Annotated in this window: 22 protein-coding genes; 12 read left to right on the forward strand and 10 right to left on the reverse strand. The window is 69.0% G+C overall.

The window, feature by feature from the left end:
* Positions 1–40 precede the first annotated feature (40 nt).
* Together pdeM and ASF81_RS08705 are read right to left on the reverse strand one after the other, a co-directional pair.
* Positions 41–805 (reverse strand): ligase-associated DNA damage response endonuclease PdeM, encoded by a 765-nt coding sequence (gene pdeM / locus ASF81_RS08700; protein ID WP_055807721.1) that lies wholly within the window; start codon positions 803–805, stop codon positions 41–43.
* Positions 802–3,351 (reverse strand): ligase-associated DNA damage response DEXH box helicase, encoded by a 2,550-nt coding sequence (locus ASF81_RS08705; protein WP_235559290.1) that lies wholly within the window; start codon positions 3,349–3,351, stop codon positions 802–804. Before ASF81_RS08705 ends, pdeM begins: the two co-directional genes overlap by 4 nt.
* 151 nt (positions 3,352–3,502) lie before the next feature.
* On the opposite strand from ASF81_RS08705, the gene ASF81_RS08710 reads away from it, so the two are divergent.
* The 5 genes from ASF81_RS08710 to hisC are packed head-to-tail and all read left to right on the forward strand — an operon-like array spanning position 3,503 to position 9,740.
* Complete coding sequence (locus ASF81_RS08710) at positions 3,503–6,370, forward strand: ATP-dependent DNA helicase (RefSeq protein ID WP_055807728.1); 2,868 nt, start codon at positions 3,503–3,505, stop codon at positions 6,368–6,370.
* 1 nt (position 6,371) lies between these two features.
* Entirely contained in the window at positions 6,372–6,845 is a 474-nt protein-coding gene (ybaK, locus tag ASF81_RS08715; RefSeq protein WP_055807730.1) for a Cys-tRNA(Pro) deacylase, read from the forward strand.
* 32 nt (positions 6,846–6,877) lie between these two features.
* Entirely contained in the window at positions 6,878–7,936 is a 1,059-nt protein-coding gene (locus ASF81_RS08720; RefSeq protein WP_055807732.1) for a DUF2125 domain-containing protein, read from the forward strand.
* The gene (locus ASF81_RS08725; protein ID WP_055807734.1) at positions 7,936–8,622 is read left to right on the forward strand and encodes a hypothetical protein; all 687 of its coding nucleotides are present in this window, start codon (positions 7,936–7,938) and stop codon (positions 8,620–8,622) included. Before ASF81_RS08720 ends, ASF81_RS08725 begins: the two co-directional genes overlap by 1 nt.
* Before the next feature lie 14 nt (positions 8,623–8,636).
* Positions 8,637–9,740, forward strand: a complete 1,104-nt coding sequence (gene hisC / locus ASF81_RS08730; protein WP_055807736.1) for a histidinol-phosphate transaminase — start codon at positions 8,637–8,639, stop codon at positions 9,738–9,740.
* 47 nt (positions 9,741–9,787) lie between these two features.
* Here hisC and ASF81_RS08735 read toward each other — a convergent pair whose 3' ends face one another.
* Genes ASF81_RS08735 through ASF81_RS08755 form a run of 5 tightly spaced genes read right to left on the reverse strand, consistent with a single transcriptional unit; the run spans position 9,788 to position 13,604 of the window.
* Positions 9,788–10,567: a MipA/OmpV family protein gene (locus tag ASF81_RS08735; RefSeq protein WP_055807738.1), complete on the reverse strand. Its 780-nt coding sequence runs from the start codon at positions 10,565–10,567 to the stop codon at positions 9,788–9,790.
* A gap of 36 nt (positions 10,568–10,603) precedes the next feature.
* On the reverse strand, positions 10,604–11,341 hold the full coding sequence (locus tag ASF81_RS08740; protein ID WP_055807739.1) for a 1-acyl-sn-glycerol-3-phosphate acyltransferase: 738 nt from the start codon (positions 11,339–11,341) through the stop codon (positions 10,604–10,606).
* Positions 11,342–11,986 (reverse strand): YdcF family protein, encoded by a 645-nt coding sequence (locus ASF81_RS08745; protein WP_055807741.1) that lies wholly within the window; start codon positions 11,984–11,986, stop codon positions 11,342–11,344. It lies immediately after the preceding gene.
* A complete protein-coding gene (locus ASF81_RS08750; RefSeq protein ID WP_055807744.1) occupies positions 11,983–12,897 on the reverse strand; it encodes an ABC transporter permease in 915 nt (304 codons plus the stop codon). The genes ASF81_RS08745 and ASF81_RS08750 overlap by 4 nt, the downstream gene beginning before the upstream one ends.
* Positions 12,894–13,604 (reverse strand): cell division ATP-binding protein FtsE, encoded by a 711-nt coding sequence (locus tag ASF81_RS08755; protein ID WP_055807746.1) that lies wholly within the window; start codon positions 13,602–13,604, stop codon positions 12,894–12,896. The genes ASF81_RS08750 and ASF81_RS08755 overlap by 4 nt, the downstream gene beginning before the upstream one ends.
* A 71-nt stretch (positions 13,605–13,675) precedes the next feature.
* Between ASF81_RS08755 and ASF81_RS08760 the strand changes: the two genes are divergently transcribed.
* The 5 genes from ASF81_RS08760 (at position 13,676) to ASF81_RS08780 (ending at position 16,940) form a co-directional block, all read left to right on the forward strand.
* A complete protein-coding gene (locus ASF81_RS08760; protein WP_055807748.1) occupies positions 13,676–14,614 on the forward strand; it encodes an MJ0042-type zinc finger domain-containing protein in 939 nt (312 codons plus the stop codon).
* The gene (locus ASF81_RS08765; protein WP_055754434.1) at positions 14,607–15,140 is read left to right on the forward strand and encodes a phosphoribosyltransferase; all 534 of its coding nucleotides are present in this window, start codon (positions 14,607–14,609) and stop codon (positions 15,138–15,140) included. Before ASF81_RS08760 ends, ASF81_RS08765 begins: the two co-directional genes overlap by 8 nt.
* A 160-nt stretch (positions 15,141–15,300) precedes the next feature.
* A complete protein-coding gene (gene rplU, locus ASF81_RS08770; RefSeq protein ID WP_017506418.1) occupies positions 15,301–15,855 on the forward strand; it encodes a 50S ribosomal protein L21 in 555 nt (184 codons plus the stop codon).
* 96 nt (positions 15,856–15,951) lie between these two features.
* The gene (gene rpmA, locus ASF81_RS08775) at positions 15,952–16,239 is read left to right on the forward strand and encodes a 50S ribosomal protein L27 (RefSeq protein ID WP_039244031.1); all 288 of its coding nucleotides are present in this window, start codon (positions 15,952–15,954) and stop codon (positions 16,237–16,239) included.
* Between the two features lie 167 nt (positions 16,240–16,406).
* Complete coding sequence (locus tag ASF81_RS08780; RefSeq protein WP_045810625.1) at positions 16,407–16,940, forward strand: GNAT family N-acetyltransferase; 534 nt, start codon at positions 16,407–16,409, stop codon at positions 16,938–16,940.
* Between the two features lie 16 nt (positions 16,941–16,956).
* Here the strand turns inward: ASF81_RS08780 and ASF81_RS08785 are convergent, their stop codons facing one another.
* Both ASF81_RS08785 and ASF81_RS08790 read right to left on the reverse strand, forming a co-directional pair.
* The gene (locus ASF81_RS08785; RefSeq protein ID WP_039244035.1) at positions 16,957–17,154 is read right to left on the reverse strand and encodes a hypothetical protein; all 198 of its coding nucleotides are present in this window, start codon (positions 17,152–17,154) and stop codon (positions 16,957–16,959) included.
* Between the two features lie 115 nt (positions 17,155–17,269).
* Positions 17,270–17,785 (reverse strand): hypothetical protein, encoded by a 516-nt coding sequence (locus ASF81_RS08790; RefSeq protein WP_055807750.1) that lies wholly within the window; start codon positions 17,783–17,785, stop codon positions 17,270–17,272.
* 174 nt (positions 17,786–17,959) lie between these two features.
* On the opposite strand from ASF81_RS08790, the gene ASF81_RS08795 reads away from it, so the two are divergent.
* Together ASF81_RS08795 and ASF81_RS08800 are read left to right on the forward strand one after the other, a co-directional pair.
* Entirely contained in the window at positions 17,960–19,162 is a 1,203-nt protein-coding gene (locus tag ASF81_RS08795; RefSeq protein ID WP_045810623.1) for a threonine ammonia-lyase, read from the forward strand.
* On the forward strand, positions 19,143–19,658 hold the full coding sequence (locus ASF81_RS08800; protein ID WP_055807752.1) for an FKBP-type peptidyl-prolyl cis-trans isomerase: 516 nt from the start codon (positions 19,143–19,145) through the stop codon (positions 19,656–19,658). Before ASF81_RS08795 ends, ASF81_RS08800 begins: the two co-directional genes overlap by 20 nt.
* A gap of 44 nt (positions 19,659–19,702) precedes the next feature.
* Here ASF81_RS08800 and queG read toward each other — a convergent pair whose 3' ends face one another.
* Positions 19,703–20,812, reverse strand: a complete 1,110-nt coding sequence (gene queG, locus ASF81_RS08805) for a tRNA epoxyqueuosine(34) reductase QueG (RefSeq protein WP_055807754.1) — start codon at positions 20,810–20,812, stop codon at positions 19,703–19,705.
* Between the last annotated feature and the right edge of the window lie 60 nt (positions 20,813–20,872).

Genomic DNA, 20,872 nt, shown 5'->3' on the forward strand with positions numbered 1-20,872 from the left:
AGATGCGGTGAAGCGACGTGCTGAACGCTTTACGAACAACTTATCGCAGGATCGCCCAATCCAGAGCGTGGACACGGTCTCGTCCCAGGGCGGCGGCCATAGGAGGGGCGGCGAACAGGTCGGCGATGGCGGGATCGAGCACGTTCAGCCCGCCGGTGAAGGCCCCGAAGGCCGGCAGGACGATCCGCGATCCGTCCGTGACGAAGCAAGGACGGCGCACGCCGCGCCCATAGGCGGCGATCTTGGCGGCGGGATGCAGGTGGCCCGCGACCTCGCCGCGCCGGTCCTCGCCGGCCGTCAGCGCCTCCGGCTCGTGGGTCAGGCGCAACGCGCCGAGGATCATATCGCCGACGATCCGGCCGGGCAGGCGGGACGCCGTGTCCGCATCGCGAGCCATGCTGCGATTCAGGGCCTCGCGGTCGTGATTGCCTTCCAGCCACAGCCAGTCGCGCCCGGCCGCCAGCCGGTCCAGCCGCGCCCGGTCGTCGGCCGCCATGCGGGGAATGGCCTTGGTGTCATGGAAGCTGTCGCCCAGCAGCACGACCACGGCCGGGTTCAGTTCGACGATCTCGGCTTCCAGCCTGTCCAGCGTGGCGCGGCTGTCATAGGGCGGCAGAAGTTGGCCGCGCACCGCGAAGGCAGAGCCCTTTTCCAGATGCAGGTCTGCGACGATCAGGGTGCGGTGTGCCGGAACCCACATCGCGCCGGAACAGCGCAGCACGCAGGCCTCGCCCGCGATCCGCACGCTCAGCGAACCGCAGATCTTGCGGGCCGGGGACAGGGTCTGGCGCAGGGCGGCGTTCATGCGGCGGCCCCAGACTGGCTGGGCGGCTCGGCGTCGTCCATGACCTCGGCGATCAGCAGGTCGGCGCTTTCGTCCAGGATCATTTCGGCGGCGTCTCCGCTGACCCGCTCGCGTCCGATCTGGACCAGCACGGGCACGCAGAAGGGCGAGGCGCGGTTCAGGGGTTGGTGGCGGATGCGTCCCTCGATGCGGGTCAGCATCTGGCCCAGGCGCGCCACGTCCAGCAGGCCGGATGCGGCGTCGGCGCGGGCGGTCTTGAGCAGCAGATGGTCAGGTTGGTGGCGGCGCAGCACGTCGTAGATCAGGTCGGTGGAGAAGGTCACCTGCCGGCCGGTCTTTTCGGCGCCGGGCTGGCGACGTTCGATCAAGCCCGAGATCAGGGCGCAATTGCGGAAGGATCGCTTCATCATGAAGCTTTCCTCCAGCCAGGCTTCCAGATCGTCGCCCAGCATGTCCGGCTGGAACAGGGCGTCCAGATCGATCGTGTCCATCGGCTTGATCGACCAGATCGCCAGCGAATAGTCGGTCACGACAAAGCCCAGCGGCCCGACGCCCATCCGGTCCAGCCGCCTGGTCAGCAGCATGCACAGGGTGGTGTGGGCCAGATTGCCCTCGAACGGATAGGCCACCAGGAAATGCCGGCTGCCGCGCGGAAAGGTTTCGACCAGCATGGATTCGGCGTCGGGAATGACCGAGCGGGTTTCCTGCAACTCCAGCCATTCCTGCACGTCGGGCGGCAGGACACGCCAGTGGTCGCGGTCGTGGATCATCGTCCGCACCCGGTCCGCCAACGAGGTCGACAGCGGGAACTTCGATCCGCCCCACGACGGAATCTTGGGGTCGCTGTCATTGGCGTGGGTGACCAGGGCGTCGGTGCCGGTGATGCCCTGAAACGCCCAGGTCTGGCCGGCGAACTGGAAGGTGTCGCCGGGTGTCAGCTGTTCGAAATACCACTCCTCGGCCTCGCCCACCTTGCGGCCGCCGATCAGCTGGCGCGAGGCGCCGCCGCGACGGCTGGCGACGCGGACGTTCAGCGTGCCGGCTGAGACGATGGCGCCGACGTTCATGCGGTGGCGCTGGGCGATATGCTGGTTTCTGACCTTCCAGCGTCCATCCGGCGTGCGCACGATCCGGGCGAACCGGTCGTAGGTGCGCAGCGCATAGCCGCCGGTGGCGACGAAGTCGACCACCTCCTCGAACTGCTCCCACGTCAGGGCGCGATAGGGGCCGCAGCCGGTGATCTCGTCATACAGGACCTGCATGTCGAACGGCTCGGAACAGGCGACGCCCATGACGTGCTGGGCCAGGGTGTCGAGCGTGCCGATGTGGACCGGCTCCCAGTCGAAGGCGTTGTCGGCGACGGCCTCGCGCGCCGCCTGGCACTCCAGCATCTCGAACCGGCTGGCGGGCACCAGAAGCGCACGCGACGGCTCGTCCAGCCGGTGGTTGGCGCGGCCGATCCGCTGGACCAGGCGGCTGGAGCCCTTTGGCGCCGCCATCTGGATCACCAGATCCACATCGCCCCAGTCGATGCCCAGATCCAGCGTCGAGGTGCAGACCACGGCCCTGAGGTCGCCGCGCGCCATGGCGGCCTCGATCTTGCGCCGTTGTTCGGCGGCGAGCGAGCCGTGGTGCAGGCCGATGGGCAGATTTTCGTCGTTGATGGCCCACAGCTGCTGGAACACAAACTCCGACTGCCAGCGGGTGTTGACGAAGATCAGCGCCAGGGTCGAACGCTGGATGGCGGCGTATACCTCCGGAATGGCGTGCTGGCCCGTGTGGCCGGCCCAGGGCACCTTGCCCTCTGAAATCAGCACGTCGATAACCGCAGGCGCGCCGGGGTCGCCGCGGACGAGGGTCACCGCGTCAAGAGCCCCTCCACCGCCTTCAGCGGTCCCCCTCCCCATGGCATGGGGAGGAGACAAGTCGGCTTGCGTCTCCTCACCGCTTTGCGGGGAGGGGGACCGCGAAGCGGTGGAGGGGTTCTTCGTCTCCGCATCGCCCGGCGCCAACCATCCCCGGATCAGATTGGGATCCTCGATGGTCGCGCTCAGCCCCACCCGGCGCATATCGGGTGCGAAGCTTTGCAATCGTCCCAGACCCAGCGACAGCAGGTCCCCCCGCTTGCCACTCCAGATCGCGTGCACCTCGTCCAGCACCACGCACTTCAGATCGGCGAAATAGGACCGGGCGCCTTCCCAGGCGCAGAACAGCGCCAACTGCTCGGGCGTGGTCAGCAGGATGTCGGGCGGAAAATCACGCTGTCGCTGGCGTTTGGACTGTTTGGTGTCGCCGGTGCGCGTCTCGACGTGGATGTTCAGCCCGATCTCGCGGATAGGGGTCATCAGATTGCGCTCGACGTCCGTCGTCAGGGCCTTCAGCGGCGACAGATAAAGCGTATGCACGCCTGACCCCGGTCCGGTTGCCGGCTTCGGTCCGCGCTCGGCCAGGTCGATCAGGCTGGGCAGAAACCCCGCCAGCGTCTTGCCCCCGCCGGTCGGCGCGACCAGCAGGGCGTGGCTGCCGGCCGCCCCCGCCGCGACCATCTCCAGCTGATGCCGCCGGGGCGACCAGCCGCGCGACGCGAACCAGTCGGCGAACAGAGGCGGAAGCGTTGCGGGAGCGGCGGCGGTCGTCACGGACGGGATATAGCATGTTCCCGTTCCGTTTCAGCCCCAGGCTCGCTATCTATCGGAAGTGTTCGACGAATCCGTCCTTTCCGAAACCCGCCTGACCGGCGCCCAGCCGTGGGCGGACTTGCCGCCAGCGCTCGCCACGCCGCCGGGCGCAGGTGCGGTATGCGACGAGGCGGGGGCCAGGAAGATCGGGCGCGGGGCGGCCGAGGGGTTCTTCAGCACCGGGCCGGTGATGGTGGCGCATGCCTCGCTGACGGCGCGCCGGCTGGGGCTGACGCCGCCGCCGCGATCAGCTGATCTGATGGATGTGCTGGAACTTTACGCCTTCGTGCGGCCGGCGCGGTTCTGTGCGCCGTCGCCGACGGGGCTGGCGCTGTCGCTGGGGCTGGCCGAGCCGAAGTCGGCGGAGGAACAGGCGGCGGCCCTGCGTGAGGCGGCGGGGCTGCTGCTGCGCGAACTGGCTGATCCGGCCTATGTCGAGCGCGAGGCGGCCTATGTCCTGGCGCTGACGATGCAGCGGGCGGGCTGGGCCTGGGGCGAACGTGTCGTTCAGGCGCTGGAGGCCGGTGGCGTGCGGGCGCGCCAGCATCGCGGGTCGGGGATGGATGTCTGGTCGCGCCTGACCGAATGGGAGGACGAGGCGCCGCGCGGCGAGGCGGGATCGGCGCCGGTCGACAGCGAGAGCGCCCGCATTCGGCTGGAGAAGCTGCTTCAGGCCTCGGGTCTGGACGAGACGCGGCCGACCCAGTCGGACTACGCCGCCGAAGCCGCCTTCGCCTTTTCGCCGAGGAACGAAGAGGGGCGGCCCCGCATGCTGCTGGCCGAGGCGGGGACCGGCACGGGCAAGACCCTGGGCTATCTGGCGCCCGCCTCCCTGTGGGCCGAGCGGAACCAGGGAGCGGCCTGGATCTCGACCTACACCCGCGCGCTGCAACGCCAGATCGACCGTGAAAGCCATTCGCTGTGGCTCGATCCGGCCGAGCGCAAGAAGAAGGCGGTGATCCGCAAGGGGCGCGAGAACTATCTGTGCGTCCTTAATCTGCAGGACATGGTGCAGGCGGCCCAGCTGGGGAATGGCGACCTGATCGGCCTGGCGCTGGCCGGGCGCTGGGCGCTGCATACGCGCGACGGCGATATGACGGGCGGGGATTTTCCCGGCTGGCTGCCTGGCCTGTTCGCCATGCCGGCCGCCCATGCGGCGGGAGCGGCTAATCTGGTGGATCGGCGCGGCGAGTGCGTCCACGCGGCCTGTCCGCACTACCGCACCTGTTTCGTGGAGAAGACCATTCGCGCCAGCCGCCGCGCGGATCTGGTCATCGCCAACCACGCCCTGGTCCTGACTCAGGCGGCGTTCGACGGCGCGCGGTCGGCGCGGGGCCAGAAGTCTGACGGTGAGACGGCGGCGCTGAAGCGGATCGTCTTCGACGAGGGCCACCACCTGTTCGACGCCGCCGACAGCGCCTTTTCCGCCTGCCTCTCGGGGCAGGAGGCGGCCGAGCTGCGCCGCTGGATTCGGGGGCCGGAGGGGCGGGGGCGTCGCGGTCGCGGGCTGGAACAGCGGCTGGGCGACATGGTCAACGACAATGAGGCGGCGATGAAGGCGCTGCAGGACGCCATCCGCGCCTCGGCCGCCCTGCCGGGGGAAGGCGTATCGGGCCGCGTTGCGCCAGCCTCCGGCGAGGTCAATCCGATCGGCCCGATCGAGGCGTTCCTGGCCGCCGCCCTGGACCAGCTTCGGGCGCGCACCGCCGAGACCAACAGCAATGGCGGATTCGGGGGCGGGCCCGAGTTCGGCATGGAGTGCGCGCTGAAGCCGGTGACCGATCCCGTCGCCGAAACGGCGCGTGCGGCGGCCCAGGCCCTGGCCGCCATCGAGGCGCCGTTGCTGGCCCTGTCGCGACATCTGGAAGACATTCTGGACGACGAGGCGGCCGAGCTGGACGGGTCGCAACGGTCGCGGATCGAAGGGGCGCTGCGCGGACTGGATCGGCGCGCGCGCATGACCCTGCCGGGGTGGCGGTCGATGCTGGCGGCGCTGGAGGACGGGGGCGATCAGCCCGATCCTGATTTCGTCGATTGGCTGTCGGCCGAGACGGCGTTCGGCCGTATCCACGACGTGGCGCTGCGTCGCCACTGGATCGACCCGACGGTTCCGCTGGAGGCCGCCGTGATCGTGCCGTCGCACGGGGTGCTGGTGACGTCGGCCACCCTGTCCGATCCCTTGCAGGAAGACCCGTTCGATCTGGCGCGGATGCGGACCGGCTCGGCGCGTTTGATCGAGCCGCCTCGCACCCTGAAGGTCGAGAGCCCGTTCGACTATGCGGCCAACAGCCGGGTCATCGTCGTCAACGATCTGGTCAAGGACGATCCGCGCCAGACGGCGGCGGCGATGCGCGAACTGTTCCTGGCGGCGGGCGGCGGGGGGCTGGGCCTGTTCACCGCCATTCGCCGATTGAAGGCGGTCTATGAGCGGCTGGGGCCGGATCTGGCGAAGTCGGGCGTGCCTCTGTATGCCCAGCACGTCGATCCGCTGGAGGTCGGGGCGCTGGTGGACATGTTCCGGGTCGAGGAGAATTCCTGCCTTTTGGGCACCGACGCCGTGCGCGACGGGGTTGACGTGCCGGGACGGTCGCTGCGGGTGCTCGCCTTCGACCGTGTGCCGTGGCCGCGCCCGGATTTGCTGCACAAGGCGCGGCGCGAACGGTTGGGAGGCAAGGGCTATGACGATGCCCTGGCCCGCGCTCGCATCGCCCAGGCGTTTGGCCGGCTGATCCGGCGCGGCGACGACAAGGGGGTGTTCCTGATGCTGGACGCCGCCACTCCCACCCGCCTGTTCGCCAGCCTGCCGCCCGGGACCGAGGTCCAGCGCATGGGCCTGGCCGATGCGGTCGAACTGACCCGCACTTTCCTGAACCCCGAGACGACGTAGGATGTCCAAGACCACGCCTGCCACCGTCGCCCTGACCAAGGCCGGCGTCGCCTTCGATCTGTTTCCCTACGACTATGATCCCGACGCGCCGCGCGTGGGATTGCAGGCCGCCGAGGCGTTGGGCGTGGCGCCAGAGCAGGTGTTCAAGACCCTCATGGTCCTGATCGACGGCGCTCCGGCCTGCGTCATCGTGCCGTCCGACTGCGAGGTCAGCATGAAGAAGCTGGCGGCGGTGCTGGGCGGCAAGTCGGCCCAGATGATGAAGCCGGCCGACGCCGAACGTCTGACCGGATACAAGGTCGGCGGGGTCAGCCCGTTCGGCCAGCGAAAGGCCGTGCCCACTGCGATGGACGAAACCGCCATCCTGTTCGATCAGGTCCTGATCAACGGCGGTCAGCGGGGGCTGCTGCTGGGCCTGGCGCCGGAGGATGTGCGTCGGGCGGCCAAGGCGGTGCTGGCCGATCTGACCGCCTAGAAGGGCGAGGTGCGGCGCGCTATAGGTCCGGCATGACCGACGCCTCGACGACCAAGCGACACAGCCGCAAAGGCCTGTATGCGCCCTTCATCCTGGTGCTGATCGCGCTGGCGGCCTGGACCGGATGGTGGATCTTCCTGACGCGCCAGATCGACACGCGGCTGGAGGCCCAGGTCCAGACCCTGCGTCAGGACGGCTGGGACATCCGCTTCGCCGACAAGACCATCAACGGCTGGCCGTTTCGCACCCATGTGGCCTTGACGAACCTGATCGTTCAGGCGCCGTCGGGCCATGCGATCAAGGCGATCGAACTGACCGCAGAGGCCAACGCCTATCAGCCGACCAAATGGGTCGTGGTGGCTCCGCAAGGCCTGATGCTGACCCGCGCCGGCAAGGGCGAGGTCGCGGTCAAGGGCGACGCCATCCGCATGAGCGCCAGCGGCATCCATCAACGCTGGCCAAACTTGGCGCTTGAGATGGTCAATCCGGTCTTCACGGCCCAGACCGGCGCCGAACCCTTCCCCATCGCCCGCGCAGCGCGGATCGAATTCTACGCCCGGCCGCATCTGGAGGGCTCGACCGCGCCGACCGACGACGTCGACGTCATGTTCCGTCTGGTGGATGGGCAGGGGCGGGCGGACGGCCCCGTCGAAGGCTTCGCCCAAGACGGCCGCCTGACGACGCAGCTGGAGGCCGAGATCGGCCAGGCCAGCCTGCTGAAGACCGGCGGCGATGCGGCGGGCGTCTTCTCCGCCTGGACGAAGGCGGGCGGGACATTCCGCAATGTGCGCGGCGATCTGCAGGCCGGCGACAGCCGCGCGACCCTCTCGAGCGACGTGTTGCGAGCCGATGCGAACGGCCGGCTGACCGGCCAGGTCCAGCTTCAGGCGCAGAAGCCTTTGCCCGCCCTGGCCGGCCTGATGGCGACGCGTCAGGGGCCGGTGAATCGCATCGGTGCGGCAGGGGCCGCCGCCGCAGCGGGCGCCGCCGAGGCGACGGGTAAGGAGCAGCTGCCGCTGACGCTGGTCTTCCGCGACGGCCGCACCTGGCTCGGCCCCTTCCCGCTGGCCCCGGCGCCGAAGCTGTTCTAATGGCCCTGCTGGACGAGCCCGAAGCCGACGACGTCCTGCTGGCGCTGGATCGCGCCCTGGTCGAGGCGGTGCGGGCGCGGGTCGCCGCCGGTCCGCGCGACCGAGCCGACGCCTCGGCCATCGCCCTGCGTCAACTGTTAGACGGCGCCTCGCCCGATGAGGGTGCGGCGGTCAAGGCGGTGTGGGGCCGGATCGAGGTAGCGACCGGACCCGCGCTGGTCGTCTGTGGCGGCGTGGCCCAGGCCCTGGCCACGGACCGCTATGGCCTGCGGTCGCGGCCTATGTCCGCCGACGAGGCGTTGAAGGCGGCAGAGGCCGGCTCGCGCGCCGTGATCGACCTGTCGCCCGACCGGCCGTGGTGGGGCCGCCTGCTGGCGCGGCCCGAACTGAAGATCGTCGCCGCCCTGCCGGACGACCGGCGCGGCCGGCCCCAGGCCTTCGTCGTGTCCAAGGAGATGTCCGGCCCCACGGGCGACGACCGCAGCTTCTGGGTCACCGACAGCGGCTGGTCCGAGACCAAGATCGTGGACGCCCTGGGTGACGCGGGACTGGTCGCAGATCCGCTGGCGGCGGCGGGCGGGTTGAAGCTGTTCATGCTGACGGGCTATGTGCAGGTCGACGACGGGCGGCTGAAGAGCGCGCCCGGACGAATGAGCGGCGTGATCGGCGCCGCCCCCATCTTCTGAGATCAAGGCTTTCCATGACCGACGCGACCGCGCCACACGGCCCTGCCCCCAAGCCCGGCATCCTCGACATCGCCCCCTATGTCGGCGGCAAGTCGTCCATCGCCGGCGTCGCCGAGCCGATGAAGCTGTCGTCCAACGAGAACATGCTGGGCGCGGGCGAAAAGGCGCGTGCGGCCTATGAGACGGCAGTCAAGAATATCCACATCTATCCCGACGGCCGGGCGACCAAGCTGCGGAACGCGGTATCGGAACTGCACGGGCTGGAGCCTGACAGGCTGATCTTCGGCAACGGCTCGGACGAGGTCTTCGCCCTGTTGAACCAGACCTATCTGACGGCGGGCGACAACATCGTCTGCGGCCAGTACGGTTTCCTCGCCTACCGCATCAGCGCCCTGGGCTGCGAAGCCCAGGTCAAGCTGGCGCCCGAGCCGAACTTCAAGGCCGAGGTCGATGCGCTCCTGGCCCAGGTCGATGACCGCACCAAGATCGTCTATGTCTCCAATCCGTCCAACCCGACCGGCAGCTACAACACGGGCGAGGAAATCCGCCGCCTGCACGCCGCCCTGCCGGCCCACATCATCCTGGTCGTGGACGAGGCCTATGCGGAATATGTGACCGAGGCCGACTGGGAAACCGCCTTCCCGCTGGCCAAGGACGCCGGGAACATCGTCGTCACCCGCACCTTCTCCAAGATCCACGGCCTGGGCGGTTTGCGCATCGGTTTCGGATATGCGCCGCTAAAGGTCGCCGAGGCCATCGACCGCATCCGCCTGCCGTTCAACGTCTCTGTGCCGGGGCTTGAGGCCGCAACGGCCGCGCTGTCGGATGAGGCGCACCAGACGGCGTCGCGCGATCTGATCTCGAACTGGAAGCCGCGCCTGACCCAGGCCCTGCGCGGCTTTGGGCTGAACGTCCTGCCCAGCGCCGGCAACTTCGTGCTGGTGCTGTTCGATAGCGCCGACCGCGCCGCCGCCGCCAACGACTATCTGAACACCAAGGGCATCATCGTCCGCCCTGTCGGCGGTTATGGCCTGCCTCAGGCCCTGCGCATCACCATCGGCACCGAAGACCAGAACCGCGCCGTCATCGACGCGCTGAGTGAGTTCGCGGCCACCTGATCAAAGGGCAAGAAGCGGCGGCCGCATCCGCAGCCGCCGCCTTGCTATCAGCCGCCGAAGCGACGGGCGATGAAGACGCCGGTGCGGACGGCGTCGTCGCTTTGCGACAGGGGGCTGTCGGCCACGTCGCCCAGGCGGCGTTCGTAGTTGAGCAAGGCCCCCGCGCCCCATTTGTCGCCGATTGGGACCAGCAGGACCAGGCTGGCGCCCGCGCCCTGCAGACCGCCGCCGGGGGAATAGGCGCTGATGCCATTTGCGGCCGCCTCGGCGGTGCTGACGCCATAGTAGGCATCGGCCAGTTTGGAATCGCCGCCGCGCACATAAACCGAGGCGTTCAGCAGGCCGACCGACGTCACGCGCTGATGACCGACGGAGGCATAGTATTCCGTGCCCTCGCTGACGTCGGACACGTCGCGGCTGATCCGACCGCCGACCACCACATTGCCGGGCAAACGCTTGTAGGCGTAGGCGGCCAAGTCGGCGCCGAAGCCCGGACGATCCAGCGTCAGGCCTTCGATATCATCGGCCGAAAAGCGCGGGCGCAGTTGCAGGCCGGCACGGAATTCATCGGTCTTGATCGCGTTCCAGCCCAGGCCGTCGATCGGGTTCAGATAGACCAGGTCGCGATAATTGGCCGAAACCCACGGGGCGACCGTCGTCTTGGAGCCCGTGTCGCCGTTGGAGTCGTTGCGATAAAGGACGCCCGCGCCGAGATCGACGGTCCAGTTCTGGGGAGTAGGCCGGACCTGCTCATACGGTTGCGACTGGGCCAGGGCGGAGCCGGCGACGGCGGCGAAGGCGACGGAGAGCAGAAGGGAACGAAGCATCGGACGATTTCCATTGAACGCGCCCGAACGGGGAGGTCAGGCCGGTTCAGAATGCGCAAGCTGGGCCTTTGGCTCCAGTAGCGCCAACGACGCCGTCTCTATGCGACTTTCCAGCAACGCCATCATCGCGCCGCGCTTCAGCAGGGCCGGAATCGGCTCAAGGAATTCGAAAACGACCGTGCCGGGATACCGGCGGAAACCATGAGCCGGCCAGTGGACGCCGGAGTTGGTGGCGACGGGCCAGCAGGGGCCTTCCAGATCGCGATAGATGGCGGCGACGCCGGGCTTGTAGTCGCCGGGCACGCCCGGACTGTTGCGAGTGCCCTCGGGGAAGATGACGATCTGGCGGCCTTCGGACAGGCGGTCGCGCGCCTGTCGCGTCATGTCCTTCAGCGCCTTGGCGTGGCCCGCGCGATCCACGGCGATCATCTTGGCCTTCCAGGCGAACCAGCCGAAGAAGGGCAGGGGCATCAGCTCCTTCTTCATCACGAAACAGGCGTCGGGCAGGACGGCCAGCAGGGCCACGATGTCCAGCATCCCCTGGTGTTTAGACGCGATCAGGGCGGCGCCGGACGGGGCGTGCTCCAGACCGCGCACCTCGACCTTGACCCCCACGATCCAGCGCAGGCCGAACAGGACGATCTTCGCCCACAGCTTGCACACGCCCTGCACATAGCGGTGCGGCAGCAGCAGGACCGGCGACAGGCCGATGGCGATGATCGGCATCGACAAATAGAGCCAGGCGGTGAAGATCAGGGAACGCAGGGTGTTCACTTAGGACGCGGCCTTTTCGTCAGGGGCGGTTTCGCTCTCGGCTTGTACGGCGGCGGGCCGGTCGCGGGTGATGCGGCGCACGCCCTCACGGCCCAGGACGGCGAGGTATTTCATATATTCCAGCGTCATCCGACGCGCGGTCACCGCCGCCCGCCACCAGCGCGCATTGTCCAGCGAGGGGGTGGAGATGGCGTAGGGCGTCAGTTTCACGCCCGGCAGCTGGCCCCGAATCTCGACCAGCGAACGCGGCATATGATAGTCGGAGGTCACGACGATCAGGCTGCGATAGCCCTTGGCGCGGCTCCAGGCGGCGATCTCCTGGGCGTTGCCGACGGTGTCCTCGGCCTCGAAGCCCAGATCGACGCAGCAGTTGAACAGGCGGCTGGAGCCGGGGGTCAGCTCACGCAGCTCCTGACGGCGCACCTCGCGATTGACGCCGGAGATCAGCACCCGCTCGCCCTTGCCCTGTTCCAACAGGCGGATGGCGGTGTTGACCCGTTCGGACGACGGACCGGTCAGGGCCACGATGGCGTCGGCGCGGGCAGGGTCGTCGGCCGGCGTCAGTTCGCGCACCCGGTGGGCGAAGGCGAACAGGCCGACCAGCCAGATCAGACCGGCGATGAAGATTACGCTCAACAGTCTCATGCGCCCCCTCCCTCTTTCGGCCGTCCTGAAGCCAGCATTCGCATGGCGGCGAATCTCGCCGCGAGAACCGCAACCGTAGCCGCGAGCAGCGGGCAAGGCGAGAGCAACGCCAGGTCGCTCCAGCTGATCGGCAGGGCCGCCGTCAGGCCGCCCGATCCGCCGATGAACCGCAGGAGGATCAGAAGGACCGCCGCCAGTCCGGCGCCGATCGCGCCCGCGCCGGCCGCCATAAGGCCGAACCGCCGCTGGAACAGCCAGGCGATGGCGCCGTCGGTCGCGCCGTTCAGGCTCAGGGTCTCGATCACGCCTTGACCCGCCGCCAACCCAGCCCGGGTCGCATAGGCGATGGCGGCGGCCGCAGCGAAGGCGACGGCCAGGAAGGCGGCGCCGGCCAGGACAGTGATCATGCCGGCGGACCGCTCGACCTCGCCGCGCCACAGGCTGTGATCGTCCACCGTGGCGTCCAGCCCGGCCTCGGCCAGGGCGCGGCTCAGGGTGACGGCGCTGGCCGGCGCCTGGGCGTTCAGCCGCACCGTCACCAGATGGGGCAGGGGCAGATCGGGCAGGACCGCGTCGCCCAGCCAGGGGCGCAGCAGATCCTCGGCCGCCTTGCGGCTCAGGGCGGCGGCCTCTTCCACCCCATCCACGCCGGATAGGGTCTCGGCCGCGCGGGCGGCGGCGGTGTCGCCGGTTTCGCCGACGCGGGGACGGACCTGCACGGTGGCCTCCGCGCCCAGCTGTCGGGCCCAGCCGTGCGCGGCGCGGTCGGCGGCCGAGGCGGCGACGGCGGCGAGGCAGGCCAAAAAGCACAGGACGGCGATGACGGTCATCAGCCACGGCTCGCCGGCTGCGGCGGGCGGCAGCAGGCCGGGCCGGCGGCTGGAGAGACTAAAGTCGGACAGACGGATCATGCGGCGACCCGCGAGGGTTCGCTGAGCCGTCCGGCCTCCAGCCTCAAGACGCGCGCGCCCGACCGCTGGGCCAGGGCCTCGTCATGGCTGGCGATCAGGACGGTGGCCCCCAGCTTGTTCAGCGACTGGAACAGCCGCAGCAGCTTGTCGGCCATCACGGCGTCCACGCTGCCGGTCGGTTCGTCGGCCACGATCAGGCCGGGGCGGGTGATGACGGCGCGGGCGATGGCCAGCCGCTGCTTCTCACCGCCGGACAGGGCGGGGGGACGGGCCTCCATCCGGCGACCCAGGCCCACCCATTTCAGCATCTCGCGCACGTCGTCGGCGTACTCGGCCTCGGATCCGCTCGCGAGACGCAAGGGCAGGGCGACATTGTCGAAGGCCGACAGATGATCCAGCAGGCGAAAATCCTGGAACACCACGCCCATCCGCCGCCGAAAGGCCGGGATGTCGCGACGATCGATGCGCGTGACATCCGATCCGAACAGGCGGAGGGTTCCCGTCCGGGGTTGGTCCGCCAGCGTCAGCAGACGCAGCAACGAGGACTTTCCGGCCCCGGACGGCCCGGTAAGAAAGTGGAAAGAGCCGCGCGGCAAAATGAGGTTAACGTCCCGCAGCACGTCGGGCGCGCCGACATAGCCGAAGCCGACGCCGGACAGGCGAACGGTCTCGGTCATAGCGGCGGGTTCGGCGGGCGAGGACGGCATGGTATGTGTTTCAGGAACAGGGCGCGGCGTCGCGCCTTACGGGAGGGGGCGACAGCCTCGCAGTCAGCCACATGATACTGACCTGCCCCGCCTGCGCCACCAGCTATTTCATTCGTGACGAAGCCATAGGGCCCGAAGGCCGTAAGGTGCGCTGCCAATCGTGCGGCGAAGTCTGGCGCGCGACCCCTGACGAGCCGCTGGAACTGACCTTGACGCCCGACCCGGCGGTCGCAGCCGCCGCCACGCCTGCAACCTCGCCCGAACCCGATCCCGCACCGACCGCCGCCAGCCTGGCCGAAACGCCGGCGCCGGAGCTGCCTCGCGCGTTCCGCGCCCGCGCCGATCGCCAGAAGAAGCTGCGCCGCGCCGCCACCCAGGGCGTGATCTGGGCGGGTCTGGCCAGCGTCTTCATCGGCCTGATCGTTTCGGCCTTCCTGTTCCGCGTCGAGATCGTTCAGGCCTTCCCCCGAGCCGCTTCGGCCTACAAATTCTTCGGCGCGCCGGTCAATCCGGTCGGGCTGGACTTCGAGGCGCTGACGGCCAAGGCTGCGCCGAACCATCCCGGCATGGTCGTGGTGTCCGGCGCCATCCGCAATGTGCGCGACGTCGAGATCGTCTCGCCGCCGATTCGCGTGGCTCTGCTGGACGCTGCCGGCGCCGAGGTCGGGTTCAAGATCGTAAAGATCGACGCGGCGCCGGTCCTGCCGGGCAAGGTCCAAGGCTTCGCCGCCCTGATCCCCGATCCGGGCGGCCACGGGGCGGGGATCGGCGTCGACTTCGCGCCGGCCAGCCCGGCGCCTGCCAAACCCCCAGCTGAACACGGCGGACAGGATGCGAAGGCCGCGCCCGCGCACGCAGCGCAGCCCGCCGCCGAAACCTCGCAGGGACTGCGCTCGGCGACGGCGCCCGGCGCCGAGGCGCCGAACACGGCCGCGCCGATCGACGCGCGACCGGTCGGGGCTGTGGACAAGGGGCATGGTGAGGCGGTATCGGCCTCGCATCATGGCTGATCCCTCCCCGACGCCGACCGTTCTTCTGTCCGAGGCCGAGGTGGCGCGCATCGTCGCCGACCTGGCCCAGCGCATCGCGCCCGTCATCGACGACGACACGGTCGCCGCCGTGCTGCTGACCGGCGGCCTGTGGTTCGCCGCCGACCTGACCCGCGCCCTGTCGCGCGTCGGCCGCAACGTCCGTTTCGACGCCCTGTGGCTGGCCTCCTATGGCGACGAGCAGACCAGCCGAGGCCGGATCGACGTCTATGCGCCGTTCCAGCGCCCGATCGCGGGCCGCCGCGTCCTGATACTGGACGACGTGTTCGATACCGGCCTGTCGCTGGCGGAGGCCGTGCGCATCGCCAAGGACGCCGGCGCGTCCGAAGTCCTGACCTGCGTGTTCGCCAGGAAGCCCTGGCCCAAGCCCCGCGCGCCCGAGCCGGACTTCGTCGGTTGGGAGGCGCCGAACCGCTTCCTGGTCGGTTATGGCCTGGACCACGCCGGCACGCTGAGGGGCCTGCCGGACATCTGCGCCCTGGACTGAGTTTCAGACGCGGCGACAGCGGGGATAATCCGTCCGGGGCTGAATTTCCGCCCGGTTCGGCGTTGACTCTCCGACACCCTTCCGTATATGTCGCCGCTCTTCGCCGCCGGGGCCCTCTCCGGGGGCGTATCTTTTTTTGCGTTTGCGCTGAGGCTTCAACATGTACGCGGTGATCAAGACCGGCGGCAAGCAGTACCGGGTCCAACCGGGCGACACCATCGTCGTCGAAAAGCTCGACGGCGACGCCGGCGCTGAGCTGAAGTTCGACAGCGTCCTGATGCTGGGCGGCGACAAGGGCGTGACCCTGGGCGCCCCCCTGATCGACGGCGCCTTCGTCGGCGCGACCCTGGTCGAGACCCGCAAGGGTGAGAAGATCAAGATCTTCAAGAAGACCCGTCGCCAGGGCTATCGCCGCACGAACGGCCATCGCCAGATGGAATCGGTCCTGCGCATCACCGGCATCGAAGGCGCCGGCGAGACCGCCAAGTGGGACGGCAAGGTCGATCTGACGACCAAGGCCGAGATCAACCTGCGCGCTCGCAACCTGGCCGCTCGTGACGCCACCTCCTCGCTGGGTTCGACCGAGACGGTCGTGACCGACGTGGACGGCGCCGAGGTCAAGGGCGTCGTGGTCGAGAGCTCGGCTCCCGCCAAGAAGGCTCCGGCCAAGAAGAAGGCCGCGCCCAAGGCTGAAGCCGCCGGCGACGAAGCCTAAGACATTCACCGGCGCCTCGGCGCCAGACCTAAGTTACGGACGCGCTCAAGTAGGCCGAAAGGCCGGTAGCGCACCAAGAAAGTACGGAGCGGCAAGATGGCTCACAAGAAATCCGGTGGTTCGTCGCGTAACGGTCGCGACTCCGAGTCGAAGCGCCTTGGCGTGAAGAAGTATGGCGGCGAGCGCGTGCTGGCCGGCAACATCATCGTGCGCCAACGCGGCACCACCTTCCACGCCGGTGAGAACATGGGCATGGGCCGCGACCACACCCTGTTCGCCCTGACGAACGGCGCTGTGAAATTCACCACCAAACGTGGCGGCCGTTGTTACGTGTCGATCCTCGCGGCCAATGACGACGCCGCTCAGGCGATGGCCGCCGAGTAACGCAGTCTGGACCTTCCCGGATCGCGTTGCTCCTGCCAGCAGCCGATCCGGACCAGGGATGATAATCCGCGGGGAGTCTGGATCACCAGGCTCCCCGTTTGCGTTTCCCCGCCTCGAAGACCGTCCGAGCCCTTCAAGGAGATGGTCGACAATCCGAGGCAACGCCCATGTGCGTCATCGAAACCTCTCCTGTCGTCGAGACCCGGCGCCTGATCCTGCGCGCGCCCGCGCCCCAGGATGCGCCGCGCATCGCCGCCCTGGCCAACGACCTGGACATCGCGCGCATGACCAAGCGGATGCCGCATCCGTTCCAGATGCGCGACGCCGACGACTTCGTGCTGCAGGTGGCCTCCCAGGATCCCAGGCGAGCCAACACCTTCGTCATCGACCATGAGGACGTGGGGCCTATCGGCGTCATCGGCCTGTTCGAGGGCGAGGACCGGGTGCCGGAAACCGGCTACTGGATCGGGCGTGAATACTGGGGTCGGGGCTTCGCCACCGAGGCGCTGGACGCCGCCCTGGTCTGGGCCAGCCGCAAGTGGAAGCGCCGGGCGCTGGTCGCCGGGCATTTCGCCGATAATCCGGCCTCTGGCCGCGTGTTGGAAAAGGCGGGCTTCCTCTACACCGGCGAGACGCGCCGGGCATGGAGCCGGGCGCGTCGGGCCGAGGCCGATACGCGCATGATGGTGTGGCTGGCCTGACGGCCAGCCCGCAATGTCAGCCGCCCGCCAGGGCGGGGCCATAGACGGCCGCGACGGCGACGGCGCCCACCACCAGCATGGCGCCCGCGCCGGCGATGAAGGTGGCGATGGTCTTGGACCGGCGACGCCGCATGCCGCCCGCCTTGTATTTGCGGATGATGACCGAAGGCCCTCGCGTAAAGGCCTCGGATCCTATGATATTGTGTTGGGACAAGAAAAAAGCTCCCCGAACTCTCGCACAGAAGCAGCGATCAGTCCGGGGCGCTCGTGGTCAGAAGATGGCGATCCGCGTTACCGGGGTCGCATCTTCGTGAGAAGGGGCACGCGGGTCACAGGGTGACGGAGACGACCCGGCCGCCGCGCGTCTGCACCGACTGCATCAGCACCAGGGGCGCGTCGCCCGAGGTGACCGGCACGATCAGGAACCAGCCGCCGTCCGGCAGGCCGTCGAAGCGGAAACGGCCGTTCTCGCACCGCTCGGAGCGGACATAGTTGCGATAGTCGGCGTTGGCGTCGGCGACGGTGCGGGCGCGGACGACGGCGGCAGGCACGGCTGCGCGCTGGGTCGAACCATAAAGGGTGCGAATGCGGGCGCGGGTGTAGGGGGTGTCCGGCGTCAGGCCGACGCTGGCGACGCAGTCGAAGGCCTTGCCGTCCCGGGCGAAGGCGATCTGGCCCTGAATGCTGTTGCGGCCGGGCATTTGGGACCAGCCGAAATCGGCCTCGTTGAAGGCGGCGGGGCCCCCGTTAGGCAGGCCGCCGCCGGCGGTCGGCGCACAGGCGGAGAGGGCTGCGGCGGTCAGGGCGAGAGCCAGGCCAGGGGCGGCGAACGAACGGATCGACATGGGGCTTCCTCCGGGATTTCGGGGTCGTGGGGGACGACGGGCCTCACTATCGCACGACAGGCCGGGCGACTTCCACGCCCAAGATTCCCCCTCTGGACCCGGACCCGACAACGCGCGAAACAGGCCCGACAACGCGCCCAGTCGTCGAGGCGCGACAGCTCGGAAACGCCCCGTATGACCGTCACCTTCGCCGATATCCAAGCCGCGCGCACCCGGATCGCCGGCGCGGTCGACCGCACCCCGACCCGCTATTCCAGAAAGCTGTCGCAGCTGACCGGAGCCGAGGTCTGGGTGAAGTTCGACAATCTGCAATTCACCGGCAGCTTCAAGGAGCGCGGGGCCCTGAACCGGCTGCTGATGCTGAGCCCCGAGGAGATGAAGCGCGGCGTGGTGGCCGCCAGCGCCGGCAACCACGCCCAGGCCCTGGCCTATCACGGCGGACGGCTGGGCGTGCCGGTGACCATCGTCATGCCCGAGGGCACGCCCTTCGCCAAGATCAACGGCACCCGCTCGCACGGCGCGACCGTGGTGATCGAGGGGCTGGACTTCACCGGCTCGACCGAAGCGGCCAAGCGGCTGGAAGCGGAAAAGGGCTATGTCTTCGTCTCGGCCTTCGACGACGAAGGCATCGTGGCGGGCCAAGGCGTCTGCGCGATCGAGCTTCTGGAGGATGCGCCCGAGGTCGAGGCCCTGATCATCCCCATCGGCGGCGGCGGGCTGATCGCGGGCTGCGCCATCGCGGCCAAGGCGATGAAGCCGGACATCAAGGTCTTCGGCGTCGAGGCCGCCCGCTATCCGTCCTTCACCGCCAAACGGGCGGGCAAGCCGCCGGTCTGCACCGGCCAGACCATCGCCGAGGGCATCGCCATCAAAGCCGTGGGCGACATTCCCTTCGCCCTGGCCGACCCGCTGGTGGACGAGGTCTTCGTCTGCCAGGAAGCCGACTTCGAACGGGCCGTCGCCACCTATGTCACCTATGAGAAGACGGTGTCCGAAGGCGCGGGCGCCGGCGGTCTGGCGGCGCTTCTTGCCTATCCCGACCGGTTCAAGGGGATGAAGGTCGGGCTGGAGTTGTGCGGCGGAAACATCGATGCGCGCATGCTGGCGGTCGTCCTGAACCGCGAAATGGTCCGTGAGCGCAGATTGATCGTCTATCGCATCCTGGGCGACGACCGGCCGGGCATGTTGTCGGCCATGGCGGCGGTGATCGGCGGCCTGGGCGGCAACATCATCGACGTGGTCCACAACCGCCTGGCGCTGGACGTGCCGGCCAAGGGCGCCGAGTTCGACATCATGGTCGAAACGCGCGATAGCGCCCACGCTGACGAGATCGGCGAGGCCTTGAAGGAACGCGGCTATGAACTTCGGATGGGGTAAGGCGGCAATCGTCGCGGCCTTCTTGCTGTCGGGCTGCGGCCAGGCCGAGCCGGTCGATCCGAACGCGGGCAAGGCCGAGGCGGCCGCCTTCATGGCCAAGAACGCCAAGGAAGAGGGCGTCCAGACCCTGCCCAGCGGCCTGCAATACAAGGTGGTGCAGGCGGGACCGGCCGGCGGCGTCAGCCCGGACCGCAATGACCTGGTCAAGGTCGACTACGAGGGCAAGCTGGTCGACAACAGCGTGTTCGACAGTTCCTTCGCGCGCGGGGCGCCGGCGGTGTTCACGCCCGAGGAGGTGGTCAAGGGCTGGACCGAGGCGCTGCAGAAGATGCGCGTCGGCGACGAATGGCTGCTCTATGTCCCGCCCGAGCTGGGTTATGGCGAGCAGGGCAATCCCAAGATCCCCGCCAACTCGGTGCTGATCTTCCGCCTGAAGCTGCTCGACGTGGCCAAGGTGCCCGGCGGCGGATCGGGCGTCGGCACGGCGATGGGGTGACCCTCACGCAATTCGTCGACTCGCTGCGAAGCGGGACCTAGACCTCAAGCGCGCCGCCATTCGCCTAGAACCTGAGGCTCGGTCTCGGTCGTCGCCTTGGCCAGGGCCGCGAAGTCGTCGGGCGGCGTCAGTTGCGACAGGGCCCAAACCGCCGCGCCGCGCACCAGGGGCGAGGGGTCGGCCAGCAGGGCTTTCGTCGGGGCGATCAGGGTCGCGTCGTCCGAGTTGCCGACGGCGTAGAGGACGTTTCTGAGGAAGCGGTCGCGGCCGATCCGCTTGACCGGGCTCTTGGTGAAAAGGGCGCGGAAGGCGGCGTCGTCAAGCGCCAGCAGGTCATGCAGGCGCGGGCTTTCAAAGGCCGGGCGGGGCGCCAGCCGGATCTCGCGGGCTTCCTGGGCGAACTTGTTCCACGGGCAGACCGCCAGACAGTCGTCGCAGCCATAGATGCGTGACCCGGTCAGGGTGCGGAACTCGACCGGCCAGGGACCGGCGAACTCGATGGTCAGGTAGGACAGGCAGCGCCGGGCGTCGAGCTGGAACGGGGCGGGGAAGGCGTTCGTCGGGCAGGCGTCTAGACAGGCGGTGCAGCGGCCGCAGTGTTCGCTCTCGGCCGCGTCCGGCGCGATCTCGGCGGCGGTCAGGATGGTCCCGAGGAACAGCCAGTTGCCGTGGGTGCGGCTGAGCAGATTGGTGTGCTTGCCCTGCCAACCCAGGCCGGCGCGCTGGGCCAACGGCTTTTCCATCAGGGGGGCGGTGTCGACGAAGACCTTGATGTCCGCGCCATTGCGGGCGGCGATCTGGCCGGCCAGCTGTTTCAGCCGGCCCTTGATGACCTCGTGATAGTCGTCGCCGCGCGCATAGACCGAGATGTATCCGGCCGAACGGTCGGCCAACTGGTCCAGCGGGTTCTCCTCGGGGCCGTAGTTCATGCCCAGGACGATGGCGGTCCTGGCCTCGTCCCACATGGCGGTGGGGTGCTGGCGGCGATCCAGCGTCGTTTCCATCCATTCCATGTCGCCATGCCGGCCCTCGTCCACGAAACGCCGCAGCCGCTCGCCCGCCGGCCAAGCGTCGGCCGCCGAGGCGAAACGGCAGACATCGAAGCCCAGCTCGGCCGCGCGCTGGCGGATGAAGGTTTTCAGGCGGTCGGACACGGGGCGGGGGATAGCATGAAGTCGCCTCCCTGCGGAGCGGGGAGGTGGCGCGGCGCGTCT

The organism is Brevundimonas sp. Leaf168 (assembly GCF_001423685.1).
In the GTDB taxonomy this organism is placed as follows: domain Bacteria; phylum Pseudomonadota; class Alphaproteobacteria; order Caulobacterales; family Caulobacteraceae; genus Brevundimonas; species Brevundimonas vesicularis_C.